19 protein-coding genes are annotated in these 20,893 nt (G+C 59.8%); 11 read left to right on the forward strand and 8 right to left on the reverse strand.

Features of this window, described 5'->3' with window-relative positions; all coding sequences use genetic code 11:
• Positions 1-197 precede the first annotated feature (197 nt).
• Entirely contained in the window at positions 198-1,691 is a 1,494-nt protein-coding gene (locus AC1RKH_RS04865; protein WP_129438724.1) for a CoA-acylating methylmalonate-semialdehyde dehydrogenase, read from the reverse strand.
• 75 nt (positions 1,692-1,766) lie between these two features.
• Positions 1,767-3,116 carry an omega-aminotransferase AptA gene (gene aptA / locus AC1RKH_RS04870; RefSeq protein WP_493062242.1) on the reverse strand — a complete coding sequence of 450 codons (1,350 nt, stop codon included), beginning with the start codon at positions 3,114-3,116 and terminating at the stop codon, positions 1,767-1,769.
• Between the two features lie 138 nt (positions 3,117-3,254).
• On the opposite strand from aptA, the gene AC1RKH_RS04875 reads away from it, so the two are divergent.
• The 6 genes from AC1RKH_RS04875 to AC1RKH_RS04900 all read left to right on the forward strand — a co-directional run bounded on the left by AC1RKH_RS04875 (position 3,255) and on the right by AC1RKH_RS04900 (position 9,557).
• Positions 3,255-4,175 (forward strand): LysR family transcriptional regulator, encoded by a 921-nt coding sequence (locus AC1RKH_RS04875; RefSeq protein ID WP_019693711.1) that lies wholly within the window; start codon positions 3,255-3,257, stop codon positions 4,173-4,175.
• 109 nt (positions 4,176-4,284) lie between these two features.
• On the forward strand, positions 4,285-4,935 hold the full coding sequence (locus tag AC1RKH_RS04880; protein ID WP_493062241.1) for a TetR/AcrR family transcriptional regulator: 651 nt from the start codon (positions 4,285-4,287) through the stop codon (positions 4,933-4,935).
• A gap of 11 nt (positions 4,936-4,946) precedes the next feature.
• Positions 4,947-5,528 (forward strand): IMPACT family protein, encoded by a 582-nt coding sequence (locus tag AC1RKH_RS04885; protein WP_493062240.1) that lies wholly within the window; start codon positions 4,947-4,949, stop codon positions 5,526-5,528.
• 612 nt (positions 5,529-6,140) lie between these two features.
• The gene (locus AC1RKH_RS04890; protein ID WP_493062239.1) at positions 6,141-6,827 is read left to right on the forward strand and encodes an SDR family oxidoreductase; all 687 of its coding nucleotides are present in this window, start codon (positions 6,141-6,143) and stop codon (positions 6,825-6,827) included.
• Positions 6,828-7,075: 248 nt separating this feature from the next.
• On the forward strand, positions 7,076-8,434 hold the full coding sequence (locus AC1RKH_RS04895) for an 8-oxoguanine deaminase (RefSeq protein WP_493062238.1): 1,359 nt from the start codon (positions 7,076-7,078) through the stop codon (positions 8,432-8,434).
• 169 nt (positions 8,435-8,603) lie between these two features.
• Positions 8,604-9,557 carry an adenosine deaminase gene (locus tag AC1RKH_RS04900; protein ID WP_493062237.1) on the forward strand — a complete coding sequence of 318 codons (954 nt, stop codon included), beginning with the start codon at positions 8,604-8,606 and terminating at the stop codon, positions 9,555-9,557.
• Between the two features lie 134 nt (positions 9,558-9,691).
• On the opposite strand, the gene AC1RKH_RS04905 is transcribed toward AC1RKH_RS04900, so the two are convergent.
• The 3 genes from AC1RKH_RS04905 to vimR form a co-directional block, all read right to left on the reverse strand.
• On the reverse strand, positions 9,692-11,074 hold the full coding sequence (locus tag AC1RKH_RS04905) for an MFS transporter (RefSeq protein ID WP_493062236.1): 1,383 nt from the start codon (positions 11,072-11,074) through the stop codon (positions 9,692-9,694).
• Between the two features lie 134 nt (positions 11,075-11,208).
• Positions 11,209-11,943: an ArsR/SmtB family transcription factor gene (locus AC1RKH_RS04910; RefSeq protein WP_493062235.1), complete on the reverse strand. Its 735-nt coding sequence runs from the start codon at positions 11,941-11,943 to the stop codon at positions 11,209-11,211.
• A gap of 316 nt (positions 11,944-12,259) precedes the next feature.
• Positions 12,260-13,189 (reverse strand): transcription regulator VimR, encoded by a 930-nt coding sequence (gene vimR / locus AC1RKH_RS04915; protein WP_493062234.1) that lies wholly within the window; start codon positions 13,187-13,189, stop codon positions 12,260-12,262.
• Positions 13,190-13,305: 116 nt separating this feature from the next.
• Between vimR and AC1RKH_RS04920 the strand changes: the two genes are divergently transcribed.
• Positions 13,306-14,319 (forward strand): zinc-binding alcohol dehydrogenase family protein, encoded by a 1,014-nt coding sequence (locus AC1RKH_RS04920; protein WP_493062233.1) that lies wholly within the window; start codon positions 13,306-13,308, stop codon positions 14,317-14,319.
• Positions 14,320-14,465: 146 nt separating this feature from the next.
• A complete protein-coding gene (locus AC1RKH_RS04925; RefSeq protein WP_185015458.1) occupies positions 14,466-14,636 on the forward strand; it encodes a hypothetical protein in 171 nt (56 codons plus the stop codon).
• A gap of 1 nt (position 14,637) precedes the next feature.
• Here the strand turns inward: AC1RKH_RS04925 and AC1RKH_RS04930 are convergent, their stop codons facing one another.
• Both AC1RKH_RS04930 and AC1RKH_RS04935 read right to left on the reverse strand, forming a co-directional pair.
• A complete protein-coding gene (locus tag AC1RKH_RS04930) occupies positions 14,638-15,831 on the reverse strand; it encodes a multidrug effflux MFS transporter (RefSeq protein WP_493062232.1) in 1,194 nt (397 codons plus the stop codon).
• A gap of 94 nt (positions 15,832-15,925) precedes the next feature.
• On the reverse strand, positions 15,926-16,126 hold the full coding sequence (locus AC1RKH_RS04935) for a heavy-metal-associated domain-containing protein (RefSeq protein ID WP_493062231.1): 201 nt from the start codon (positions 16,124-16,126) through the stop codon (positions 15,926-15,928).
• A gap of 146 nt (positions 16,127-16,272) precedes the next feature.
• Between AC1RKH_RS04935 and AC1RKH_RS04940 the strand changes: the two genes are divergently transcribed.
• The 3 genes from AC1RKH_RS04940 to cueR all read left to right on the forward strand — a co-directional run bounded on the left by AC1RKH_RS04940 (position 16,273) and on the right by cueR (position 19,598).
• Entirely contained in the window at positions 16,273-16,650 is a 378-nt protein-coding gene (locus AC1RKH_RS04940; protein WP_493062230.1) for a hypothetical protein, read from the forward strand.
• Between the two features lie 141 nt (positions 16,651-16,791).
• Entirely contained in the window at positions 16,792-19,188 is a 2,397-nt protein-coding gene (locus AC1RKH_RS04945) for a heavy metal translocating P-type ATPase (RefSeq protein WP_493062229.1), read from the forward strand.
• Positions 19,185-19,598, forward strand: coding sequence for a Cu(I)-responsive transcriptional regulator (cueR, locus tag AC1RKH_RS04950; protein WP_123427548.1), 414 nt, complete (start codon positions 19,185-19,187; stop codon positions 19,596-19,598). The genes AC1RKH_RS04945 and cueR overlap by 4 nt, the downstream gene beginning before the upstream one ends.
• Here the strand turns inward: cueR and AC1RKH_RS04955 are convergent.
• Positions 19,552-20,787: an MFS transporter gene (locus tag AC1RKH_RS04955; RefSeq protein WP_493062228.1), complete on the reverse strand. Its 1,236-nt coding sequence runs from the start codon at positions 20,785-20,787 to the stop codon at positions 19,552-19,554. The two genes, cueR and AC1RKH_RS04955, sit on opposite strands and share 47 nt — an antisense overlap.
• Positions 20,788-20,893: the final 106 nt, after the last annotated feature.

The raw sequence follows: 20,893 nt of genomic DNA on the forward strand, positions 1-20,893 counted from the left end.
GTCGAAAACTGCGTAACTCTTTGTTTACCAAGGAGTTTTCCGTTTCGACTGCGCCGGAAGTGGGGCGAATTATAGACGTCCAGAATCTGCCGTCAACACCTATTTTCACAAATCTGTCATATCGATCAAAAAGCCCCGAAAACACGAAGGCCGGTCCCCCTCTTATCAAAAGGGGGACCGGCCTTCTGCCCTTCTACTTACAAGCTAGGGAATGCGAATTGCGAGGCTTCATGGCTTGCACGCTGTGGCCAACGCTGAGTAATGGCCTTGCGACGGGTGTAGAAACGCACACCATCCGGGCCATACGCATGCAGGTCGCCGAACAGCGAACGCTTCCAGCCGCCAAAGCTGTGATATGCCACTGGAACCGGCAGCGGAACGTTGACCCCGACCATGCCGACTTCGATCTCATCGCAGAACAACCGCGCCGCTTCCCCATCACGGGTAAAGATGCAGGTGCCGTTGCCATACTCGTGATCGTTGATCAGCTGCATCGCCTCTTCCAGGCTGTTGACCCGAACGACGCACAGCACCGGCCCGAAGATCTCTTCTTTATAGATGCGCATCTCTGGCGTGACGTTATCGAACAGGCAGCCACCCAGGAAGAAGCCTTCCTCATGACCGGCCACGCTCAGACCACGACCGTCGACTACCAGGGAAGCACCGGCAGAAACGCCGTCTTCTATATAGCCGCTGACTTTGTCGCGAGCCTGACCGGAAACCAGTGGCCCCATGTCCAGGCCACAGGAAGTGCCTGCACCGATTTTCAGCGCCTTGATTTGCGGAACCAGTTTGGCCACCAGCGCATCCGCCACCTGATCGCCGACACACACGGCCACCGAGATCGCCATGCAACGCTCGCCACAGGAACCGTAAGCCGCGCCCATCAGTGCGCTGACTGCGTTATCCAGATCGGCGTCCGGCATCAGCACTGCGTGGTTCTTCGCCCCGCCCAATGCCTGGACGCGTTTGCCACGCTTGGTGCCTTCGGCGTAGATGTATTCGGCAATCGGCGTCGAGCCAACAAAACTCAGTGCTTTGACTTCAGGTGCTTCGATCAACGCGTCGACTGCTGCCTTGTCACCGTGAACCACGCTCAATACGCCTTTCGGCAGGCCTGCTTCCAGCAGGAGCTGAGCGATCAGCAGCGTCGAACTTGGATCACGCTCGGAGGGTTTGAGGATGAAGCAGTTGCCGCAGACGATCGCCAGCGGATACATCCACAGCGGCACCATCGCCGGGAAGTTGAACGGCGTGATACCGGCCACTACGCCCAACGGCTGGAAGTCCGACCAGGCATCGATGTTCGGGCCGACGTTGCGGCTGTACTCGCCCTTGAGGATTTCTGGTGCCGCACAGGCAAACTCGACGTTCTCGATACCGCGCTTCAATTCACCTGCCGCGTCTTCCAACGTCTTGCCGTGTTCTTCGCTGATCAATTGAGCGATACGCGCTTCGTTCTGCTCCAGCAATTGCTTGAAGCGGAACATCACCTGAGCGCGTTTGGCCGGTGGCGTGTTGCGCCAGGCCGGAAATGCAGCCTTGGCCGAATCGATGGCTTTTTGAATGGTTTCACGGCTGGCCAGTGGCAACTTGTGGATCGCCTGGCCAGTGGACGGGTTAAACACGTCGGCAGTGCGACCGTCTTCGGTCACCAGTTCACCATTGATCAAATGCGGGATGAGGCTCATGCGGGGCTCCTGAAAAGTTGTCCACAGACGCGCATCGCTGCGCGTCCATTGTTTGTTCTTATATAGAGGGAAGAATCAGTCGATCTTGTTCAGCACTTCGCCAACAGCATCGAACAGACGATCGAGATCCTGCGGCTTGCTGTTGAAGGTTGGGCCGAACTGCAGGGTGTCGCCGCCGAAGCGCACATAGAAGCCCGCCTTCCACAGCGCCATGCCCGCTTCGAACGGACGGACGATGGCATCACCGTCGCGCGCAGCGATCTGGATCGCACCGGCCAGGCCGTAGTTACGAATGTCGATGACGCTCTTCGAACCTTTCAGGCCGTGCAGGGCATTCTCGAAATGCGGCGCGACTTCGGCCACGCTCTGCACCAGGTTTTCCTTTTGCAGCAGGTCGAGTGCCGCCAGGCCAGCAGCGCAGGCCACCGGGTGCGCGGAATAGGTGTAACCGTGCGGGAATTCCACCGCGTATTCCGGCGTCGCCTGGTTCATGAAGGTCTGATAGATCTCGGAGCTGGCAATCACCGCGCCCATCGGAATGGCACCGTTGGTGACTTGCTTGGCGATGCACATCAGGTCCGGGGTCACGCCGAAGCTGTCGGCACCGAACATCGAACCGGTACGACCGAAGCCGGTGATGACTTCATCGAATACCAGCAGGATGTTGTGCTGATCGCAGATTTCGCGCAGACGCTTGAGGTAACCCTGCGGCGGCACCAGCACACCGGCAGAACCGGCCATTGGTTCAACGAATACCGCCGCGATGTTCGATGCATCGTGCAGTTCGATCAGCTTGAGCAGCTCATCGGCCAGGGCGATACCGCCCTCTTTCGGCATGCCACGAGAATAAGCGTTGCTGGCCAGCAGGGTGTGCGGCAGGTGGTCGACGTCCATCATCGCCTGACCAAAAAGCTTACGGTTGCCGTTAACACCACCCAGGCTGGTACCGGCGATGTTCACGCCATGGTAGCCACGGGCGCGGCCGATCATTTTAGTCTTGGTCGACTGGCCCTTCAGACGCCAGTAAGCGCGGACCATCTTCACTGCGGTATCGGCGCACTCGGAACCTGAGTCGGTGAAGAACACATGATTCAGATTACCCGGGGTCAGCTCGGTGATTTTCTCGGCGAGCTGGAACGACAACGGGTGACCATACTGGAAGCCCGGCGAGTAATCGAGGGTGCCCAACTGTTTGGCCACCGCCTCCTGGATTTCCTTGCGGGTATGCCCGGCGCCGCAGGTCCACAAACCGGACAACGAGTCATAGACTTTGCGGCCCTTGTCGTCGATCAGGTAACTGCCTTCGGCAGCAACGATCAGGCGCGGGTCACGCTGGAAGTTGCGGTTGGCGGTGTACGGCATCCAGTGAGCATCGAGCTTGAGTTGGCTGGCCAGGGAGACCGGAGCGTTTTCAGACAAGTTCATGAGCAAAACCTCGCAGGGCAATAAGCGGCGTGGGGATCAAAAGCGTTCTTGCAGCTAAGTTGCCACGAGGATAAAGTCGGTGAAATCCAACTCTTCTAACCTTCAGTCAGTTCCCCACTAAACTTTTGAGTAAGAAGCATGAGCAGCCGTCGACCCGATCCACTGGCGCAAGTCAGCGACTTTGATATCCGCCTGCTGCGCATATTTCGCAGCGTGGTCGAATGCGGTGGCTTCTCTGCGGCGGAAAGCGTGCTCGGGATTGGACGCTCGGCCATCAGCCAGCAGATGAGCGATCTTGAACAACGGCTCGGTCTGCGCCTGTGCCAACGTGGCCGAGCCGGGTTCTCGCTGACCGAAGAGGGCCGCGAAGTTTATCAATCGGCGTTACAGCTCTTAAGTGCGCTGGAAAGTTTCCGCACCGAGGTCAACGGACTGCACCAGCACTTGCGCGGCGAGTTGACCATCGGCCTGACCGACAACCTGGTCACCCTGCCCCACATGCGTATCACCCACGCCCTGGCCCAGTTGAAAGAGCGCGGGCCGGACGTGCAGATTCAGATCCGTATGATCGCGCCCAATGAAGTCGAACAAGGCGTGCTCGACGGACGCTTGCATGTCGGCGTGGTACCGCAGGCCAGCGCCTTGTCAGGTCTTGAGTATCAGCCGCTGTACAGCGAGCGTTCGCTGCTCTACTGCGCGGTCGGCCATCCGCTGTTTTATGTCGACGATAAACAGCTGGACGATGAACGCCTGAATAGTCAGGACGCGATAGCTCCGACCTTCCGTTTACCGGCCGAGATCCAGGCGCATTACCAGGCACTCAATTGCACCGCCAGCGCGTCGGACCGCGAGGGCATGGCGTTTCTGATTCTGACCGGGCGCTACATCGGTTACCTGCCAGACCACTACGCCAGCCTGTGGGTGCAGCAAGGTCGCTTGCGCGCGCTCAAACCCGACGCCCGTTTTTATGACCTGAGCCTGGCATCGGTCACACGCAAGGGGCGGCGCCCGCATTTGGTACTGGAAAGCTTTCTGGAAAGCCTTGCTGCGACTCGATAAACCGCATGAAAGGCCCAGCGTTGACGCTTTTATCGCAACAAGGCTTGTCGGATTCCTGTGGGTGCGCTATCAACGCACGGTGCACCCACTGACCAGCTCGGAACCGCCCATGACCTTTGAAGTCCCAGCCCACGCAGGTAAGCCTGCCAGCCGCATTCGTCAAAAGAACGAAGAGGCGATCCTCAAAGCCGCCGAAATCGAATTCGCTCGTCACGGCTTCAAGGGCACCAGCATGAATACCATCGCGCAAAACGCCGGGCTGCCCAAAGCCAATCTGCATTACTACTTCACCAACAAGCTCGGGCTGTACATCGGGGTGTTGAGCAACATCATCCAGTTGTGGGACAGCACCTTCAACACGCTGACGGCTGACGACGATCCGACCGAAGCGCTGACCCGCTACATACGCGCCAAGATGGAGTTTTCCCGTCGCCAGCCGCAAGCCTCGCGGGTGTTCGCCATGGAAGTGATCAGCGGCGGTGAATGCCTGACCGAGTACTTCAATCAGGATTACCGCGCCTGGTTCCAAGGCCGGGCGAACGTGTTTCAAGCCTGGATCGACGCCGGCAAGATGGACGCTGTAGACCCGGTGAACCTGATCTTCCTGTTGTGGGGCAGCACCCAGCATTACGCCGATTTCGCCACGCAAATCTGCCGCGTCACCGGTCGAACCAAACTGACCAAGCAAGACATGGAAGACGCCGGCGATAACCTGATCCGTATCATTCTTAAAGGCTGCGGCCTCACTCCAGTCATTTAAGACGTTCAGCCATGCCTTTTACCCTTGCAGGCCTTTGCGAATACCGCGAAGAAATTCGCAAAAGCCGCTTTATCGCCCTCGCGGCACCGATCACCAGTGCTGCCGAAGCGCAGGCGTTTATCGAGCAGCACAGCGACCTGAACGCGTCACACAATTGCTGGGCCTGGAAACTCGCCGATCAGTACCGCAGCAGTGACGACGGCGAACCGGGCGGCACTGCTGGCCGACCGATACTCGCGGCGATCGAAGCGCAGGATTGCGATCAGGTCGCGGTCGTGGTGATCCGCTGGTACGGCGGCATTCAACTGGGTACCGGCGGCCTCGCACGGGCCTATGGCGGCAGCGCCAATAAATGCCTGCAAGGCGCCGAACGAATCGCATTGATCAGCCGTGTGCCGGTCAGTTGTGCCTGTGGTTTCAGCGAATTGGCGCTGGTCAAATTGCGCGTCGCGGAACTGGGCGGGTTGGTGGTGGAAGAAACGTTCACGGCCAACGGTGTGGAACTGCAACTGGCGGTCGGTGAGACGCAGATTGATACCTTGCAGAGCCAATTGGCAGATTTGAGTCGTGGGCGGATTTTGTTACGGCGGTAAGAAGGCAAGATCAATAGATCGCAGCCTGCGGCAGCTCCTACGAGGAATCCTGTTGCGCCCGTAGCGCTGCGATCTTTTGGGGCATGGGCGCCATGCCAACATTGCCTGCACTTGCCCACAACCGCTGTGCACCCGACTGTGGATAACCTGAGTACATAGCGCTGTAGCCCTTGCGCAACGTGGCTTTGCGGTCGTTGATCACTTTTCGTTCAATTGGCCGTCCACACGTCCAATTCCACCGTAAAACAAACAGTTAGAGCGGTTTAGCACCATTAGAACAAAGCCTCTCAGTGCTTATGCCCGGGCTTTGGGCTTGCACACAAATACTGTGGAGCAACCTGTGGATAACCCGTTCATGGCTGGCGCAGTTGCATAGCCGGCACAGTCCGCAGCCTGATGATCATTTTTTAACCAGATCACCCGGAGCCGAATCGGCCCCCAATCCTGCACCTCGCCCTGAAGTGGTGCCTGATCCTGGATTACCACCCAGCAGGACATGTACAGCGCAACGCCTCGGCTTTACGCTGGGCGAGTTACGCCACGAGTTGCAACAACGGCTTGGACAACGTTGTCCATTGAACCCATGACCCTCTTTTTTCAAGGAAGCCACTCATGTCTACGGTAAAAACCGCACTGATCATCGGCGCCTCTCGCGGCTTGGGCCTGGGGCTGGTGAAAACCCTGCTGGCCGACGGCTGGCAAGTCACCGCCACGGTGCGAAACCCGCAGAACGCCGAGGCGTTGCAGGCACTGGGCAAGGTGCAGATTGAGAAACTCGACATGGATGATCAACAAGCAGTGATCGCCCTCAGCCAACGACTCAAAGGCCAGATGTTCGACCTGTTGTTCGTCAACGCCGGAGTCAAAGGCCCGGAGGTGCAGACACCTGGCGGCGCAACGCTGGCCGAGGTTGGCCAGTTGTTCTTCACCAACGCCGTGGCGCCGATCAATCTGGCCCAGCGCTTCATCGGACAGATCCGCGAAGGCAGCGGCGTATTGGCGTTCATGAGCTCGGTGCTCGGCAGCGTGACCATGCCCGACGCCCCTGAATTGGCGCTGTACAAGGCCAGCAAAGCGGCGCTGAATTCGATGACCAACAGCTTCGTCACGCAGTTGGGCGAACAGACACTCACCGTGCTGTCGCTGCATCCGGGTTGGGTGAAAACCGACATGGGCGGTGAAGGCGCGGACATCGATGTCGACACCAGCACCCGTGGGCTGGTCGATCAGGTGACCGCTTACGCCGGCAAGGGCGGGCATCACTTCATCAATTACAAAGGCGAAACCATTCCCTGGTAACACCAACCCCATGTGGGAGCGAGCTTGCTCGCGAAGACGGCGTGTCAGTCGACATCAATGGCGCATGACACACCGCTTTCGCGAGCAAGCCCGCTCCCACAGGATATTCGTCGTCTTGTCGGACCAGGCTTGCCCACAAAGCGCTTTTGTCCGAAACTTCGCACTTCGCCCCCGCGGCGACCCTGGATCAGCAGACAGGGCAACACTGAGCTGGCGAACCTGAACCCAACTTTCAGAGGAGCCGGCAAATGCCTGCGACCCGTATCTGGTTAAAAAATCCCCTCGCGATCTTCACTGCCAACGGCCTCGATGCCCGTGGCGGCCTGGTGCTGCAAGACGGTTTGATCGTCGAAGTGCTCAAGCAAGGCCAACAACCCGCGACGCCCTGTGGACAAGTGTTCGATGCCCGCGAGCATGTGATCCTGCCGGGGCTGATCAACACCCACCATCACTTCTATCAAACCCTGACCCGAGCCTGGGCACCGGTGGTCAATCAGCCGCTGTTCCCCTGGCTGAAAACCCTGTACCCGGTCTGGGCCCGACTGACCCCGGAAAAACTGGCGCTGGCGACCAAGGTGGCCTTGGCTGAATTGCTGCTGTCGGGTTGCACCACTGCCGCCGACCACCATTACCTGTTTCCCGAGGGGCTGGAAAACGCCATCGACGTGCAGGTCGACAGCGTTCGCGAGCTCGGCATGCGCGCCATGTTGACCCGTGGCTCGATGAGCCTCGGCGAAAAAGACGGTGGTCTACCGCCCCAGCAAACCGTGCAGCAAGGCGAAGTGATTCTCGCCGACAGCCAGCGCCTGATTGCCGAGTACCACGAACGTGGCGACGGTGCGCAAATCCAGATCGCCCTGGCGCCCTGCTCACCGTTCTCGGTCACACCGGAAATCATGTCGGCCAGCGCCGAACTGGCGAACACGCTTGACGTGCGCCTGCACACGCATCTGGCCGAAACTCTCGACGAAGAAGACTTCTGCCTGCAACGCTTCGGCCTGCGCACCGTGGACTATCTGGACAGCGTCGGCTGGCTCGGCCCACGCACCTGGCTCGCGCATGGCATTCACTTCAACCCCGACGAAATCGCCCGCCTCGGCGCGGCAGGCACCGGCATTTGCCATTGCCCAAGTTCGAACATGCGCCTGGCATCAGGCATTTGCCCAACCCTGGAGCTGACCGCCGCCGGTGCACCGCTGGGGCTGGGTGTCGACGGTTCGGCGTCCAACGATGCCTCGAACATGATCCTCGAAACCCGTCAGGCGCTGTACCTGCAACGGCTACGTTACGGCGCGGAGAAAATCACCCCGGAACGGGTGCTGGGCTGGGCCACCCTGGGTTCGGCGAAATTGCTCGGCCGTAGCGATATCGGCGAACTGGCGGTGGGCAAGCAAGCGGACCTGGCGTTGTTCAAACTCGATGAGCTGCGCTTCTCCGGCAGCCATGACCCGATCTCGGCATTGCTGCTCTGCGGTGCAGACCGCGCGGACCGGGTGATGGTCGGCGGCAAATGGCGAGTGATCGATGGGCAGGTTGAGGGCTTGGACCTGAAGGGATTGATTGCCGATCACAGCCAAGCGGCGCGGCATTTGATCGCCGGCGTCTAACCTGATGTCATCGTGGGCAAGAGCCAGGAGCCCTTGCCCACGTTTGCCGACACCTATGCTTATCGTCGGAAACAGGAAGTGGTTTGATGAACCGGCTGGTCAGGTTTTGCTAATTGTTTCTACAGGCATCTGTAGAATGCTCACCATCTGCACCTGATGAGAAAAGAATATGTACGACTGGCTGAACGCCCTGCCCAAGGCAGAACTGCACCTGCACCTGGAGGGCTCGCTGGAGCCTGAGTTGCTGTTCGCCCTGGCCGAACGCAACAAGATCGCCCTGCCGTGGAGCGATGTCGAAACCCTGCGCAAGGCGTATGCCTTCAACAACCTGCAAGAGTTTCTGGATCTGTATTACCAGGGCGCCGATGTGTTGCGCACCTCTCAGGATTTCTACGACCTGACCTGGGCCTACCTGTTGCGTTGCAAGGCGCAGAACGTGATTCACACCGAACCGTTCTTCGATCCGCAAACCCACACCGACCGAGGCATCCCGTTCGAAGTGGTGCTTAACGGCATCGCCAGCGCGTTGAAAGATGGTGAGCAGCAACTGGGCATCACCAGCGGTTTGATCCTCAGCTTCCTGCGCCACTTGAGCGAAGACGAAGCCCAGAAAACCCTCGACCAGGCGCTGCCGTTCCGCGATGCGTTTGTCGCCGTCGGCCTGGACAGCTCAGAGATGGGTCACCCGCCAAGCAAGTTCCAGCGCGTGTTCGATCGCGCCCGTCACGAAGGTTTCCTGACCGTTGCTCACGCCGGTGAAGAAGGTCCGCCGGAGTACATCTGGGAAGCCCTCGACCTGCTGAAAATCCAGCGTATCGACCATGGCGTGCGCGCCATCGAAGACGAACGCCTGATGCAGCGGATCATCGACGAACAGATTCCGCTGACCGTTTGCCCGCTGTCCAACACCAAGCTTTGCGTGTTCGATCACATGTCCCAGCACAACATTCTCGAGATGCTAGAGCGTGGGGTGAAGGTCACGGTGAACTCCGATGACCCGGCGTACTTCGGCGGTTATGTCACCGAGAACTTTCATGCGCTGTATACCCATTTGGGCATGACCCAGGATCAGGCCAAGCGCCTGGCGCAGAACAGCCTGGATGCCAGACTGGTCAAACCATAAGCTTCACTGCAAAACCAATGTGGGAGCAGCCGGGCGGCGTTCCGTTTGCTCGCGATGAGGCCATAACATTCAATATCAATGCTGAATGTCAGTCCGCCATCGCGAGCAAGCTCGCTCCCACATTTAATCGGTGTTTAACCGACTTGCGCGACCTCGCTCAACTCTTCCAGCGTCTTGCCCCGCGTCTCCATCCCGAACAGCCAGACCACTCCCGCGGCAATCGCGAAACACATCGCCCCCAAGGCGAACACCCCGCCCTGCCCGGTTATCGGGAACACCAGCCCGGTGACCAATGGCCCGAGCAATGAACCGATCCGGCCAATCGCCGAGGCAAACCCGGAACCGGTGGCGCGTGCCGACGTGGGATAGAGCTCCGGAGTGTAGGTGTAGAGCACGGCCCACATGCCGAACAGAAAGAACTGCATCAGCAGGCCCGAACTGATCAACAGGCTGACGTTGCCGCCAAACACCGCGCTCTGCCCATACAGAAATGCCATCATCCCACCACCGAGCAAGGTGATGATGCACACCGGCTTGCGTCCCCAGCGCTCCACCAACCAGGCCGCCATGAGAAACCCGGGAATCCCGCCGAGGGAAATCAGCACCGTGTAATACACCGACTGGGTTACGGCAAACCCCGACTGTTGCAGCAACGCGCTGAGCCAGGACGTCAGGCCATAGAAGCCAAGCAAGGCGAAAAACCAGACGCTCCAGATCATCATCGTGCGTTGGCGATACAACGGTGACCAGATTTCATTCAAGGCCGAAAGGAAGTGGCCCGGGCGACTCTCGATCCTCGGTAAACGAATCGGCTCAGGCAGGTCGGCGCGCCCCAGCGAGCCACGCACCTTGTCTTCAATGCGTTGCAAGACCTTGGCCGCTGCAGCGTGATGCCCGGCCTGCTCCAGCCAGCGCGGTGACTCGGGAATGAAGAAGCGGATCGCCAGGACAAACACTGCCGGCACCGCCAACACCAGGAAGATGTCGCGCCAGCCAACCAGCGGTAACAGGAAGTAGGACAGCACACCCGCCGCGACAAATCCCAGCGGCCAGAAGCCGTCCATCAACGCGATATAACGCCCGCGCCGTTTGGCCGGGATCAGTTCGGACAACATCGATTGGGCGATCGGAAATTCCATGCCCATGCCGATCCCCAGGAGAACTCGAAACAGCGTCAGCATCTCGACGGTTTGCGCCGTAGAACAGAGGTAACTGGCGATACCCCACAGTACGATGCTCCACTGGAACACCGGTTTGCGCCCGAAGCGGTCAGCGAGCATTCCGGACAATGACGCGCCGAGCACCATACCGAAGAAACTCGAGCTGGCCAGCAACCCGGCCTGCGCCGTGCTCAAACCAAACTCGGCTTTGATCGAGCCCAGGAGGAACGTCATCATTGCAAGGTCCATGGAGTCGAAGAAAAACGCCAGGGCAATGATGATGAAAATGATCCGGTGATAACCGCTGATGGGTAGTCGTTCCAGACGTTCTGCCGCGCTATAGCCTTGCGTTTCCATGCCGTATGCCCCAATCGATAGTCCCCGAATCGAGTGTGCGGGATCGCCTGGGGTGGCTATTGCTGGATACGACCTGGCCACAGCTCTGAGCGACGTCTGAAACCTCTGGCCACAGACGCCGATTTCAAGTGCCGCTAGAGCGCCATTTCCAACTCGACCTCTTTGGCGAACAGATCGATTTCACGTTGGCCGGCCGCCGTGATCTGCAGAACACGCGTGTCGCTGGGCAGATGCAACCAGCCGGACTGCATGAACAGCTGCAATACCGCCGCCCCCAGCGTGCCGCCCAGATGCGGTCGGTGCTCGCTCCAGTCAGGGCAGGCGCAGGCTACGCGGGAAGTGCTGTGGGCCAACGCCTGAATGAACACGCCGTGGGTCGCCAACTGGTTGGCACCTTTGTGAGTCACGATGACGCGCTTGTCCAACTGTTCGATCCAGCCGGCATCCAGCATCCGCTGATACAGATCAGCCGCCAGGCTTCCCCCCAGATGGTCTTCACAGAGCCTGGCCCGAAGCAATGACGATGGCGCTGTTCGCGCTTTCGTCGATGGGCCGGTGCGCTTGAGCAATTCTGGAACCTTGCCTGGCAAACTGGCCAGGGTGGCGCTTGCCAGCGCTTCAACCGCCGCACCGATTTCGGGAGCCGCAAGCCGGAAAAACCGCTTGCGCCCACGCTCCTCGACTTTCAACAGTCCACCGCTGGACAAACGCCCCAGGTGCGCATTGGCCGAAGACGGCGACAAGCCAGCCAGCAACGCCAACTCCTCGGATTGCCGTGCAGAACCGTCCATCAAGGCCCACATCATCGCGCTACGCTTCGGGTCTGCCAGCAACGTGGCTATCTGGCTGATGCAAGGTGCATGTTCCATGTATTCACTCCCTGTTGAATCATTTGTCTACTGCTCTGGGACATCTTGACCAGTAATGTGCTGCCGGCCAAGGCGTGAAAACCGCCAAACGCCGGGCGGTGTAACCAACGGATGCGACAAACCTCCTCGAAAATCCCGACCGCGTTCAACGGCGATCAGCGCAGCGTCCAACCGGTTTGAACGAGGTTTCGCAACTTCGCTGACAACGGTGCGACACTAGGCAGCGTTAGTATAAGCGCGATGATCTTCGGTTCCTGCCCGCAGGAAGCATTTTGAGGTGATAGTTCCTGCCAGAATTTTCCCTATTTGCGTGCGACTACTCGCCTGCAACAAACATTGTCGGTAATTGTCCCGACAATTCGGCACATCGCGACTTGAGCAGTTCACGCAGCAGGTTCACCGGCTTACTCAATTGAGCGCGATGGGCGCACAGCAAATTCAGCGGTGCACGCTCGCAGAGCAGCTCCGGCATCAACACTTTCAAGCGCCCGGCCAAGACATCGCCGGCCACGTCCAGCCAGGACTTGTAGGCAATGCCGGCGCCTGCCACCGCCCACAGACGCACCACGTCGGCATCATCACTGAAACGGTCACCGCTGACGGTCAGGCTCACCTCCCGTTTGCCGTCATGAAAACTCCAGTGGTCGTGAACCCGGCTGCCCAGCATGAACAACAGGCAATTGTGCTGGGCCAGTTGTTCCAGTTGGCGCGGCTCGCCATGCCGTGCGAGATATTCCGGTGCGGCACACAACACACGGCGGTTGTCCGCAGCGATCGGCAGCGCCACCAGGCTTGAGTCTTCTGGCTCCCCGTAACGCAGGGCAATGTCCACGGGCTGGCGAAACAGGTCGGCAATCCGGTCCCCCAACAACAGGCGCACCGTGAGTTTCGGATGCTCGCGCTGGAACTCATCCAGCCACGGCAGCAGCAAATTGCGGCCGAAGTCCGACGGCGCTGACAGCTGCAACACTCCGCTGACCTGATCCTGTCCGCTGGTCAGCAAACGTCGTCCTTCATCAAGATTGCTCAGCGCTGCACGGGCATATTCCAGGAAGCCTTCACCCTCAGCGGTCAGACGCAGACTACGTGTCGAACGCGCCAGCAACCGCGCACCCAATTGCTGTTCGATCCGCTTCAACGCGGCACTCGCCACCGCCGCCGACATGTCCATGACCCGCGCCGCCGCAGACAGACTGCCCAGGTCCGCGGCACGCACGAACAACTGCAAGTCATCGAAACGCAGCATCATCCCACCCGCATTATCAAAAAAATATTGAAAGAGACTGCTCTTTTAGCGGGTTTTATCTTGCAGATAAATAACCAATCATCTGCGCCATCTCATGACACTTAAGGAGCCCCCTCATGAAAGCCATTGCCTACTACCACTCGCTGCCCATCAACGATCCAGAATCTCTGAAAGACATCGAACTGCCCGAGCCGGTGGCAGGCAAACGGGATTTGCTGGTTGAAGTCAAAGCCATCTCGGTCAACCCGGTGGACACCAAGGTTCGCCAGAATGTCTCGCCTGAAGATGGCGCGGCCAAAGTCCTGGGCTGGGATGTGGCCGGTGTGGTCAAAGCGGTCGGCAGCGACGTCAGCCTGTTCAAGGTCGGTGACAAGGTTTACTACGCAGGCTCGATTGCCCGCGCAGGCGGCAACAGCGAACTGCATGTGGTGGACGAGCGCATTGTCGGCCATATGCCAAAATCCCTGAGCTTCGCCGAAGCCGCCGCGCTGCCGCTGACCGCGATCACCGCCTGGGAACTGTTGTTCGAGCGCCTGCAAGTGCGCGAAGGAAAAACCGATCAAGGTCAAAGCCTGCTGATCGTCGGCGCCGCCGGTGGGGTGGGCTCGATCCTGACTCAGTTGGCCAGCCAGCTCACCGCACTGAAAGTCATAGGCACCGCCTCCCGCCCGCAGACTCAACGCTGGGTACGCGAACTGGGCGCAGACCTGGTGATCGATCACAGCCAGCCGCTGAGCGAAGAACTCAAGCGTGCAGGCCACACTCAGGTGACACACGTTGCCAGCCTGACCGAAACCGATCAGCACTTCGAACAACTGGTCGAAGCCCTCGCGCCCCAAGGCAAGCTCGCGCTGATCGATGATCCCAAGGCGCTGGACGTCACCAGGCTCAAACGCAAGAGCTTGTCGCTGCACTGGGAATTCATGTACACCCGCTCGTTATTCGAAACCGCCGACATGCTCGAACAGCACAAGCTGCTGAACCGGGTGGCCGAGCTGATCGACGCGGGCACGTTGAAAACCACGGTCGGTGAACACTTCGGCACGATCAACGCGGCCAACTTGCGCCGTGCCCATGAACTGCTGGAAAGCGGAAAATCCAAGGGCAAGATCGTACTGGAAGGGTTTTAACGTTCTATAGAGCAAAAGATCGCAGGCTGCGATTTTTTGCTTTTAAACCGTCAGTCTGAGGAATTGATCCACGTCACAAAACCGATTTGATTCAGGTCTACAATCGAGCTTCCCGCAGTGCAATCTTTTAGGTGAGGAAGTCAGCAATGAAGATCCTGATAAAAGAATTGGCAAAATCCCAGTGGCAAGTCCGCCTGGACAACCACGCGGTGAACTTCCGCAGTGAAGCCGAAGCCCGTGCTTTTACCTCGACCCTCGAGGCCCGATTGCAAGCTCCTCATCAACTCCCCGAACGCCTGCAACGAGCAACCGGCTGACTCAAGCCACGGCTTGCGCTGCCCGGGCAATTTGCAACCGACGGGTGAGCATCGCGACGCTCACCACCAAAATTCCGCACAGGCTGATGACCATCGCCATCGGCATCGCTGTGCCGTCGTGCAACACGCCCACCAACGCTGCCGCCCCTGCGGCAACACTGAACTGCAAGCAACCGAGCATTGCCGAAGCGCTGCCTGCGCGCGCGCCCTGACCGCTCATGGCGCACGCCGACGCATTGGGAATGATGCAACCCAGGCTCGCGATGCAGATAAACAGTGGAATCAACAATGGCCACAAATGCTCGGTATGCAGTGAACTGACCGCCAGCAAGCTCAGGCCCGCCGCCAGATAAATCCATACGGTACGCGCCAGCAAAAAGGCCGGGCCGCGTTTGGAAAGCAGTCGCGCGTTGAGCTGAGCCACCAGAATAAAGCCCGCCGCATTGGTGCCGAACAGCCAGCCGAAGTGCTCGGCCGGAACACCGTAAAGTTTGATGAAGACGAAAGGCGAACCGGCGATGTAGGCAAACATCCCGGCAATGGCGATGCCTCCGGTCAAGGCATGGCCGAGGAAAATCCTGTCAGAGAGCAGTCGACCGTACTGGCGCAGAGAACCCGACAATGGTTGACGCGGCTGGTTGGCCGGCAAGCTTTCCGGCAGGCCCACCGCAACTGCCAGGCCCGACACTGCACTGAACAGCGTCAAGGCGATAAAGATCGACTGCCAGCCGTGCAGGTTGACCAGCAGACCGCCGAGCATCGGTGCAAGAATCGGTGCCAGGCCCATGACCAGCATCAGCTGCGAAAAGACTTTCGCCGAACCCACCGCGTCGCACTTGTCACTGACCACCGCACGGGAAATCACCATCCCGGCGCAGCCGCCCAGCGCCTGAACGAAACGTGCAGCGATCAACCACTCAAGGCTCGGCGCAAACGCGCACACCAGCGAGGCCAGGGTGAACAGGCCGACGCCCACCAGCAAAGGAATGCGCCTGCCGAAGCGATCGGCCACCGGGCCGTAAGCCAACTGGCCAATCGACAGGCCCAGGAAATAGGCCGCGAGGGTCAGCTGGACGTGTTTTTCATCGGTACCGAAAGCCGCCGCCATGGCCGGGAAGGCTGGCAGATAGAAATCGATGGCCAGCGGCCCGAAAGCGCTCAGGGCGCCAAGAATCAGAATGGTACGGAGGTTCATCAGGCGTCCAGTTATGCGTCAGTCGGCAGCCCGACAGTCTAGCCGCGCCTGGACGCCTTGAACATTCCGATAGGTCGCTAACTATTAAAAAGGTTCAGGCCAGCGTCACTTCATACCCTTCTTCGCTGATCAGGTTGATGACTTGATCCGCCGACAGCTCACCGCTCTCGACGCCGACTTCCTTCGCCGCGAGGTCGACCCGAATACTGGCTGCCGGATCCTTGGCTTGCAGCGCCTCGGTAATGGCCCGAACACAGTGACCGCACGACATTCCTTGAACGTTGAATACCTGCATGAGACAGCTCCTTTGATGTGGTTGAAGCCAGTCTTGAGCTTGCCACGGTGGCAAGGTCAAGTTCTGCAGTGATCTGCCGGGCTGGCAATCATCGTCGCGCTCGGCCAAGCTTCGCCATCAATGACTCAAAAGCAGGAGATGCAGCCATGCGCTGGTCAGCTTTCAGCCTATTCGGCATGCTCAGTCTTTTCGCCGCCGCGCCCTCGGCCAGCGCCGAAGACTACGGTGTGCTGATCATTTCTCGCGAGCGCCTGGAAGTCGCGACCTCGTGCGAGATTGGCGTGTACATCCAGGATCAGTTGTCGGCGCGGCTGTTCCAGGAGCAGAGCACCTCGTTCAACTTGCCGCCGGGTAACTACTCCTTGCGGCTCAAACTGCTGCCCGGCCAGGCGCCAGGCTGCAACGCCGGGATGCTGGCCCCCGGCTCGCAGAACATCACGTTGCGGGCCGGTGCCATCCAGAAATTCCGTATCGCCATGAACCAGCAAGGTATCTACCTCAAGCCCGCCACGCTGGGGTATTGATCCACCCCGAAAAGATCGCAGCCTGCGGCAGCTCCTACAGGGATCACCTCAATCCGCAGGCTGCGATCTTTTAGAAGAGACTTGACCTTGCCAGCATGGCAAGGTTGATCCTGTAGGTCATTTCTACAGGGAGTAAGACCGATGTCCCATTCCACCACCTTCGATCTGCCGATCTCCGGCATGACCTGCGCCAGCTGCGCCGGGCGTGTCGAGCGTGCGTTGAGTAAAGTTGTTGGTGCAAGCAGCGTCAGCGTTAACCTGGCCACCGAGCAAGCTCGCGTCCAGGCTCCTCGCGACAGCTTGCCGGCGCTGATGGAAGCGGTGCAGCAAGCCGGATACAACGTGCCGGCACACAACCTGGAATTGAGCATCGGCGGTATGACCTGTGCGTCGTGTGCCGGTCGGGTCGAACGTGCCCTGAATAAAGTCGCCGGGGTGAAAAGCGTCAGCGTCAATCTGGCCAATGAACGCGCACACCTCGAACTACTCGGCCAAATCGACCCACAGATATTGATCGGCGCGGTCAGCAAGGCCGGTTATACCGCCAGCGTTTGGCAAGCCGAGCAGTCCACTGACAACGATCAGCAACAACGTCTGCGCCACGAACGCTGGAGCTTGCTGCTGACAATCATTCTGGCCTTGCCACTGGTGCTGCCGATGCTGGTGCAGCCGTTCGGCCTGCACTGGATGCTCCCGGCCTGGGCACAGTTTGCCTTGGCGACCCCGGTGCAATTCATTTTCGGTGCACGCTTTTATGTCGCCGCATGGAAAGCCGTGCGGGCTGGCGCGGGCAACATGGACCTGCTGGTGGCGCTGGGCACCAGCGCCGGTTATGGCTTGAGCATTTACCTGTGGGCCACCGCCAGTGCCGGCAGCATGCCGCATCTGTATTTCGAAGCCTCGGCGGTGGTGATCGCGCTGGTGTTGCTCGGTAAATACCTTGAGAGCCGCGCCAAACGCCAGACCGCCAGCGCCATTCGTGCCCTCGAAGCCTTGCGTCCTGAACGGGCGATTCAGGTAATCGATGGCCGCGAACAGGACGTCGCCATCAGCGCATTGCGCCTTGGCGATCTGGTGCTGGTCAAACCCGGTGAACGTTTCCCGGTGGACGGTGAAGTGCTCGAAGGCCAGAGCCATGCCGACGAAGCATTGATCAGCGGCGAAAGCCTGCCGGTGCCGAAACAACCCGGCGACAAGGTTACCGGCGGTGCGATCAACGGCGAAGGTCGGCTGCTGGTTCGAACCCAGGCCCTTGGCGCGGAAACCGTGTTGGCGCGAATCATCCGTCTGGTGGAAGACGCCCAGGCCGGCAAGGCACCGATTCAAAAACTTGTGGATAAAGTCAGCCAGGTGTTCGTACCCGTCGTGCTGCTTTTAGCGCTGGCAACCGTGATCGGCTGGTGGCTGTATGGCGCACCGCTGGAAACGGCGGTGATCAACGCGGTCGCGGTGCTGGTGATCGCCTGTCCTTGCGCCCTCGGCCTGGCCACACCGACCGCGATCATGGCCGGCACCGGCGTGGCCGCACGCCACGGCATTCTGATCAAGGACGCGCAAGCGCTGGAGCGCGCCCATGAAGTCAGTGTGGTGGTGTTCGACAAGACCGGCACACTGACTTCCGGCACGCCACGCATCGCTCACTTCAGCGCCATCGACGGCAACGAAGCAACCCTGCTGCAACAGGCCGGCGCCCTGCAACGCGGCAGCGAACATCCGTTGGCCAAGGCCGTGCTGGACGCCTGTGCCGAGCGTGACTTGTCGGTGGCCGATGTCAGCGCCAGCCAATCACTGACCGGTCGTGGCACTGCCGGCACGCTGGAGGGTCGCCGGTTGGCGCTGGGCAATCGCCGTCTGCTGGAAGAAACCGGCTTGAACGCCGGCCCCTTGGCCGAATCCGCCAAGGCCTGGGAAGCCGAGGGCCGGACCTTGTCGTGGCTGATCGAACAAAGTCCCGAGCCGCGGGTGCTCGGCCTGTTCGCCTTTGGCGACACCCTCAAGCCTGGAGCGCTGCAAGCGATTGAGGCATTGAACACGCAACACATCGGCAGTCACCTGCTGACCGGCGACAACCGTGGCAGCGCCCGGGTGGTCGCCGAAGCGCTGGGTATCAGCAACGTTCACGCCGAAGTATTACCGGCGGAAAAGGCCTCGACCGTCACTGAGCTGAAAAAGACCGGTGTGGTGGCGATGGTCGGCGACGGCATCAACGACGCTCCAGCGCTGGCGGCGGCAGATATCGGCATCGCCATGGGCGGCGGCACCGACGTTGCGATGCACGCGGCCGGGATCACCTTGATGCGCGGCGATCCTCGCTTGGTGCCGGCGGCGCTGGAGATCAGCCGCAAGACCTACGCGAAGATCCGCCAGAATCTGTTCTGGGCCTTCGTCTACAACCTGATCGGGATTCCGCTGGCAGCGTTCGGCTTGCTCAATCCGGTTCTGGCCGGCGCGGCGATGGCCGCGTCCAGTGTCAGCGTGGTAAGTAATGCTTTACTGCTCAAAACCTGGAAGCCGAAAGACCTGGAGGACGTTGAATGAACATCGGCCAAGCAGCCAGACACAGCGGCCTGAGCGCCAAGATGATTCGCTATTACGAATCGATCGGCCTGCTCAAGGCAGCGCATCGCACCGACAGCGGCTACCGCGTCTATGGCGATGACGACCTGCACAGCCTGGCGTTCATCAAGCGTTCACGCGATCTCGGTTTTTCTCTGGAAGAGGTTGGCAAACTGCTGACCCTCTGGCAGGACCGCCAACGGGCCAGCGCCGACGTCAAGGCACTGGCCCGCCAGCACATCGATGAGCTGAACCAGAAAATCCGCGAGCTCGGCCAGTTGCGCGACACCCTGGAGGATCTGGTGGAGCATTGTCAGGGCGATCATCGTCCGGACTGCCCGATTCTCAAGGAGCTGGCGTCGGGCTGCTGCGCCGAGCCCGCTCGCCCCTGATCGCCAAAACCTTCAGCACCAACAGGGTGCTGAGGGGAATCCCATGAAACAGCAGCACCACCGCGCCGGGCGCCCACACGTTATAGAACGGCGCGGCAATCAACATGCCGACGCCGAACCCGGTCATCTGCAGTAAGGTCAGAAAACTGAAAATCGGCAGGCGCAGGCTGTCCGGTTCACGCTGCAAGCGCGACATCAGTCCGACCTCGGAAAAGCCGTCGCCCAAACCCGCCGGCAACGCGAACAGCAGCAAGCCGTACAGGCTCTGTTGCTGGAACATCAGAATGAAGCCGCTGGACATCAGCAACACACCGAAGAAAAACCGCCGCTCCAGGTTTGAGTTTTCCGAGCCTGGCAAACGACTGGCGATCCGTGCGCCGATGAATTTCCCGCACGCCCACACTGCCAGCATCAAACCCAGCGTAGTGCTGGCCGACTCAGGCGTGAGCAGTTTGGAAATGATCGGGAACCCCACGTTGTGCGCGGCACTGCCGAGGGTGTCGGCCATCGCCAGCGCCAGCATCGCGGCGATGACCGGCGAACTGCGCAAACCTTGGCGCAGTGCACTCCATTCGCCACGCGGGTGGGTTGGCTCGGCACTCGGTGCAGATCTGGAAAACCGCAACGGCACAATGAATAGCGCGGCCAACAGATAGGTGACCACGTTCAGCGCAAACACCGTTTCAAAGCCGAAACCTGCCACCAACAGCCCGGCAACCAGACTCCCGCCGACCATCGCCGCGGACGACGCCGAAGTGATCCAGGCATTGGTCTTAAGCAGTTGCTCCCCAGCGATCATGTGCGGCAACTGGCTGTTGAGACCAATGGCGAACATCGAGTTGCCAAACCCCAGGCCGAAAGCGATCACCGGTAACAGCAACGCTTGCTGCGACACCGGCAGCACCAGCAACAGGCCTAACAGCCCGGCACGCAGCAGATCGAAGGCTATCAGCGGTAAGCGCCCGCCCCAACGACGATAAAACGTCGTGCCGATCAAACTGGCAAAAATCCCCCCGGCCACGCGGCTGGCAAGAAAGATCCCGACGCTCATGGCGCTGTTGCTGAGCAGGTAAACATAAGTGGCCAGCGCCACCATATTGAGGAAGGCGCCGAAGTCCGAGACCAGGCGCGCAGCGATGATCAGTCGGGCATTGCGGGTGGATTGGTGGGGTGTGGGGTCGGTGTTCACAATCGTCCTTGATCGAGCGTTGCCTTGGGTGTCGTGCAGTTAACTCGATTTAACAACCTACGGATACTCATGTGGGAGCGAGCTTGCTCACGATAGCGGACTGACA

The organism is Pseudomonas sp. GW822-FHT06B12 (assembly GCF_058799675.1).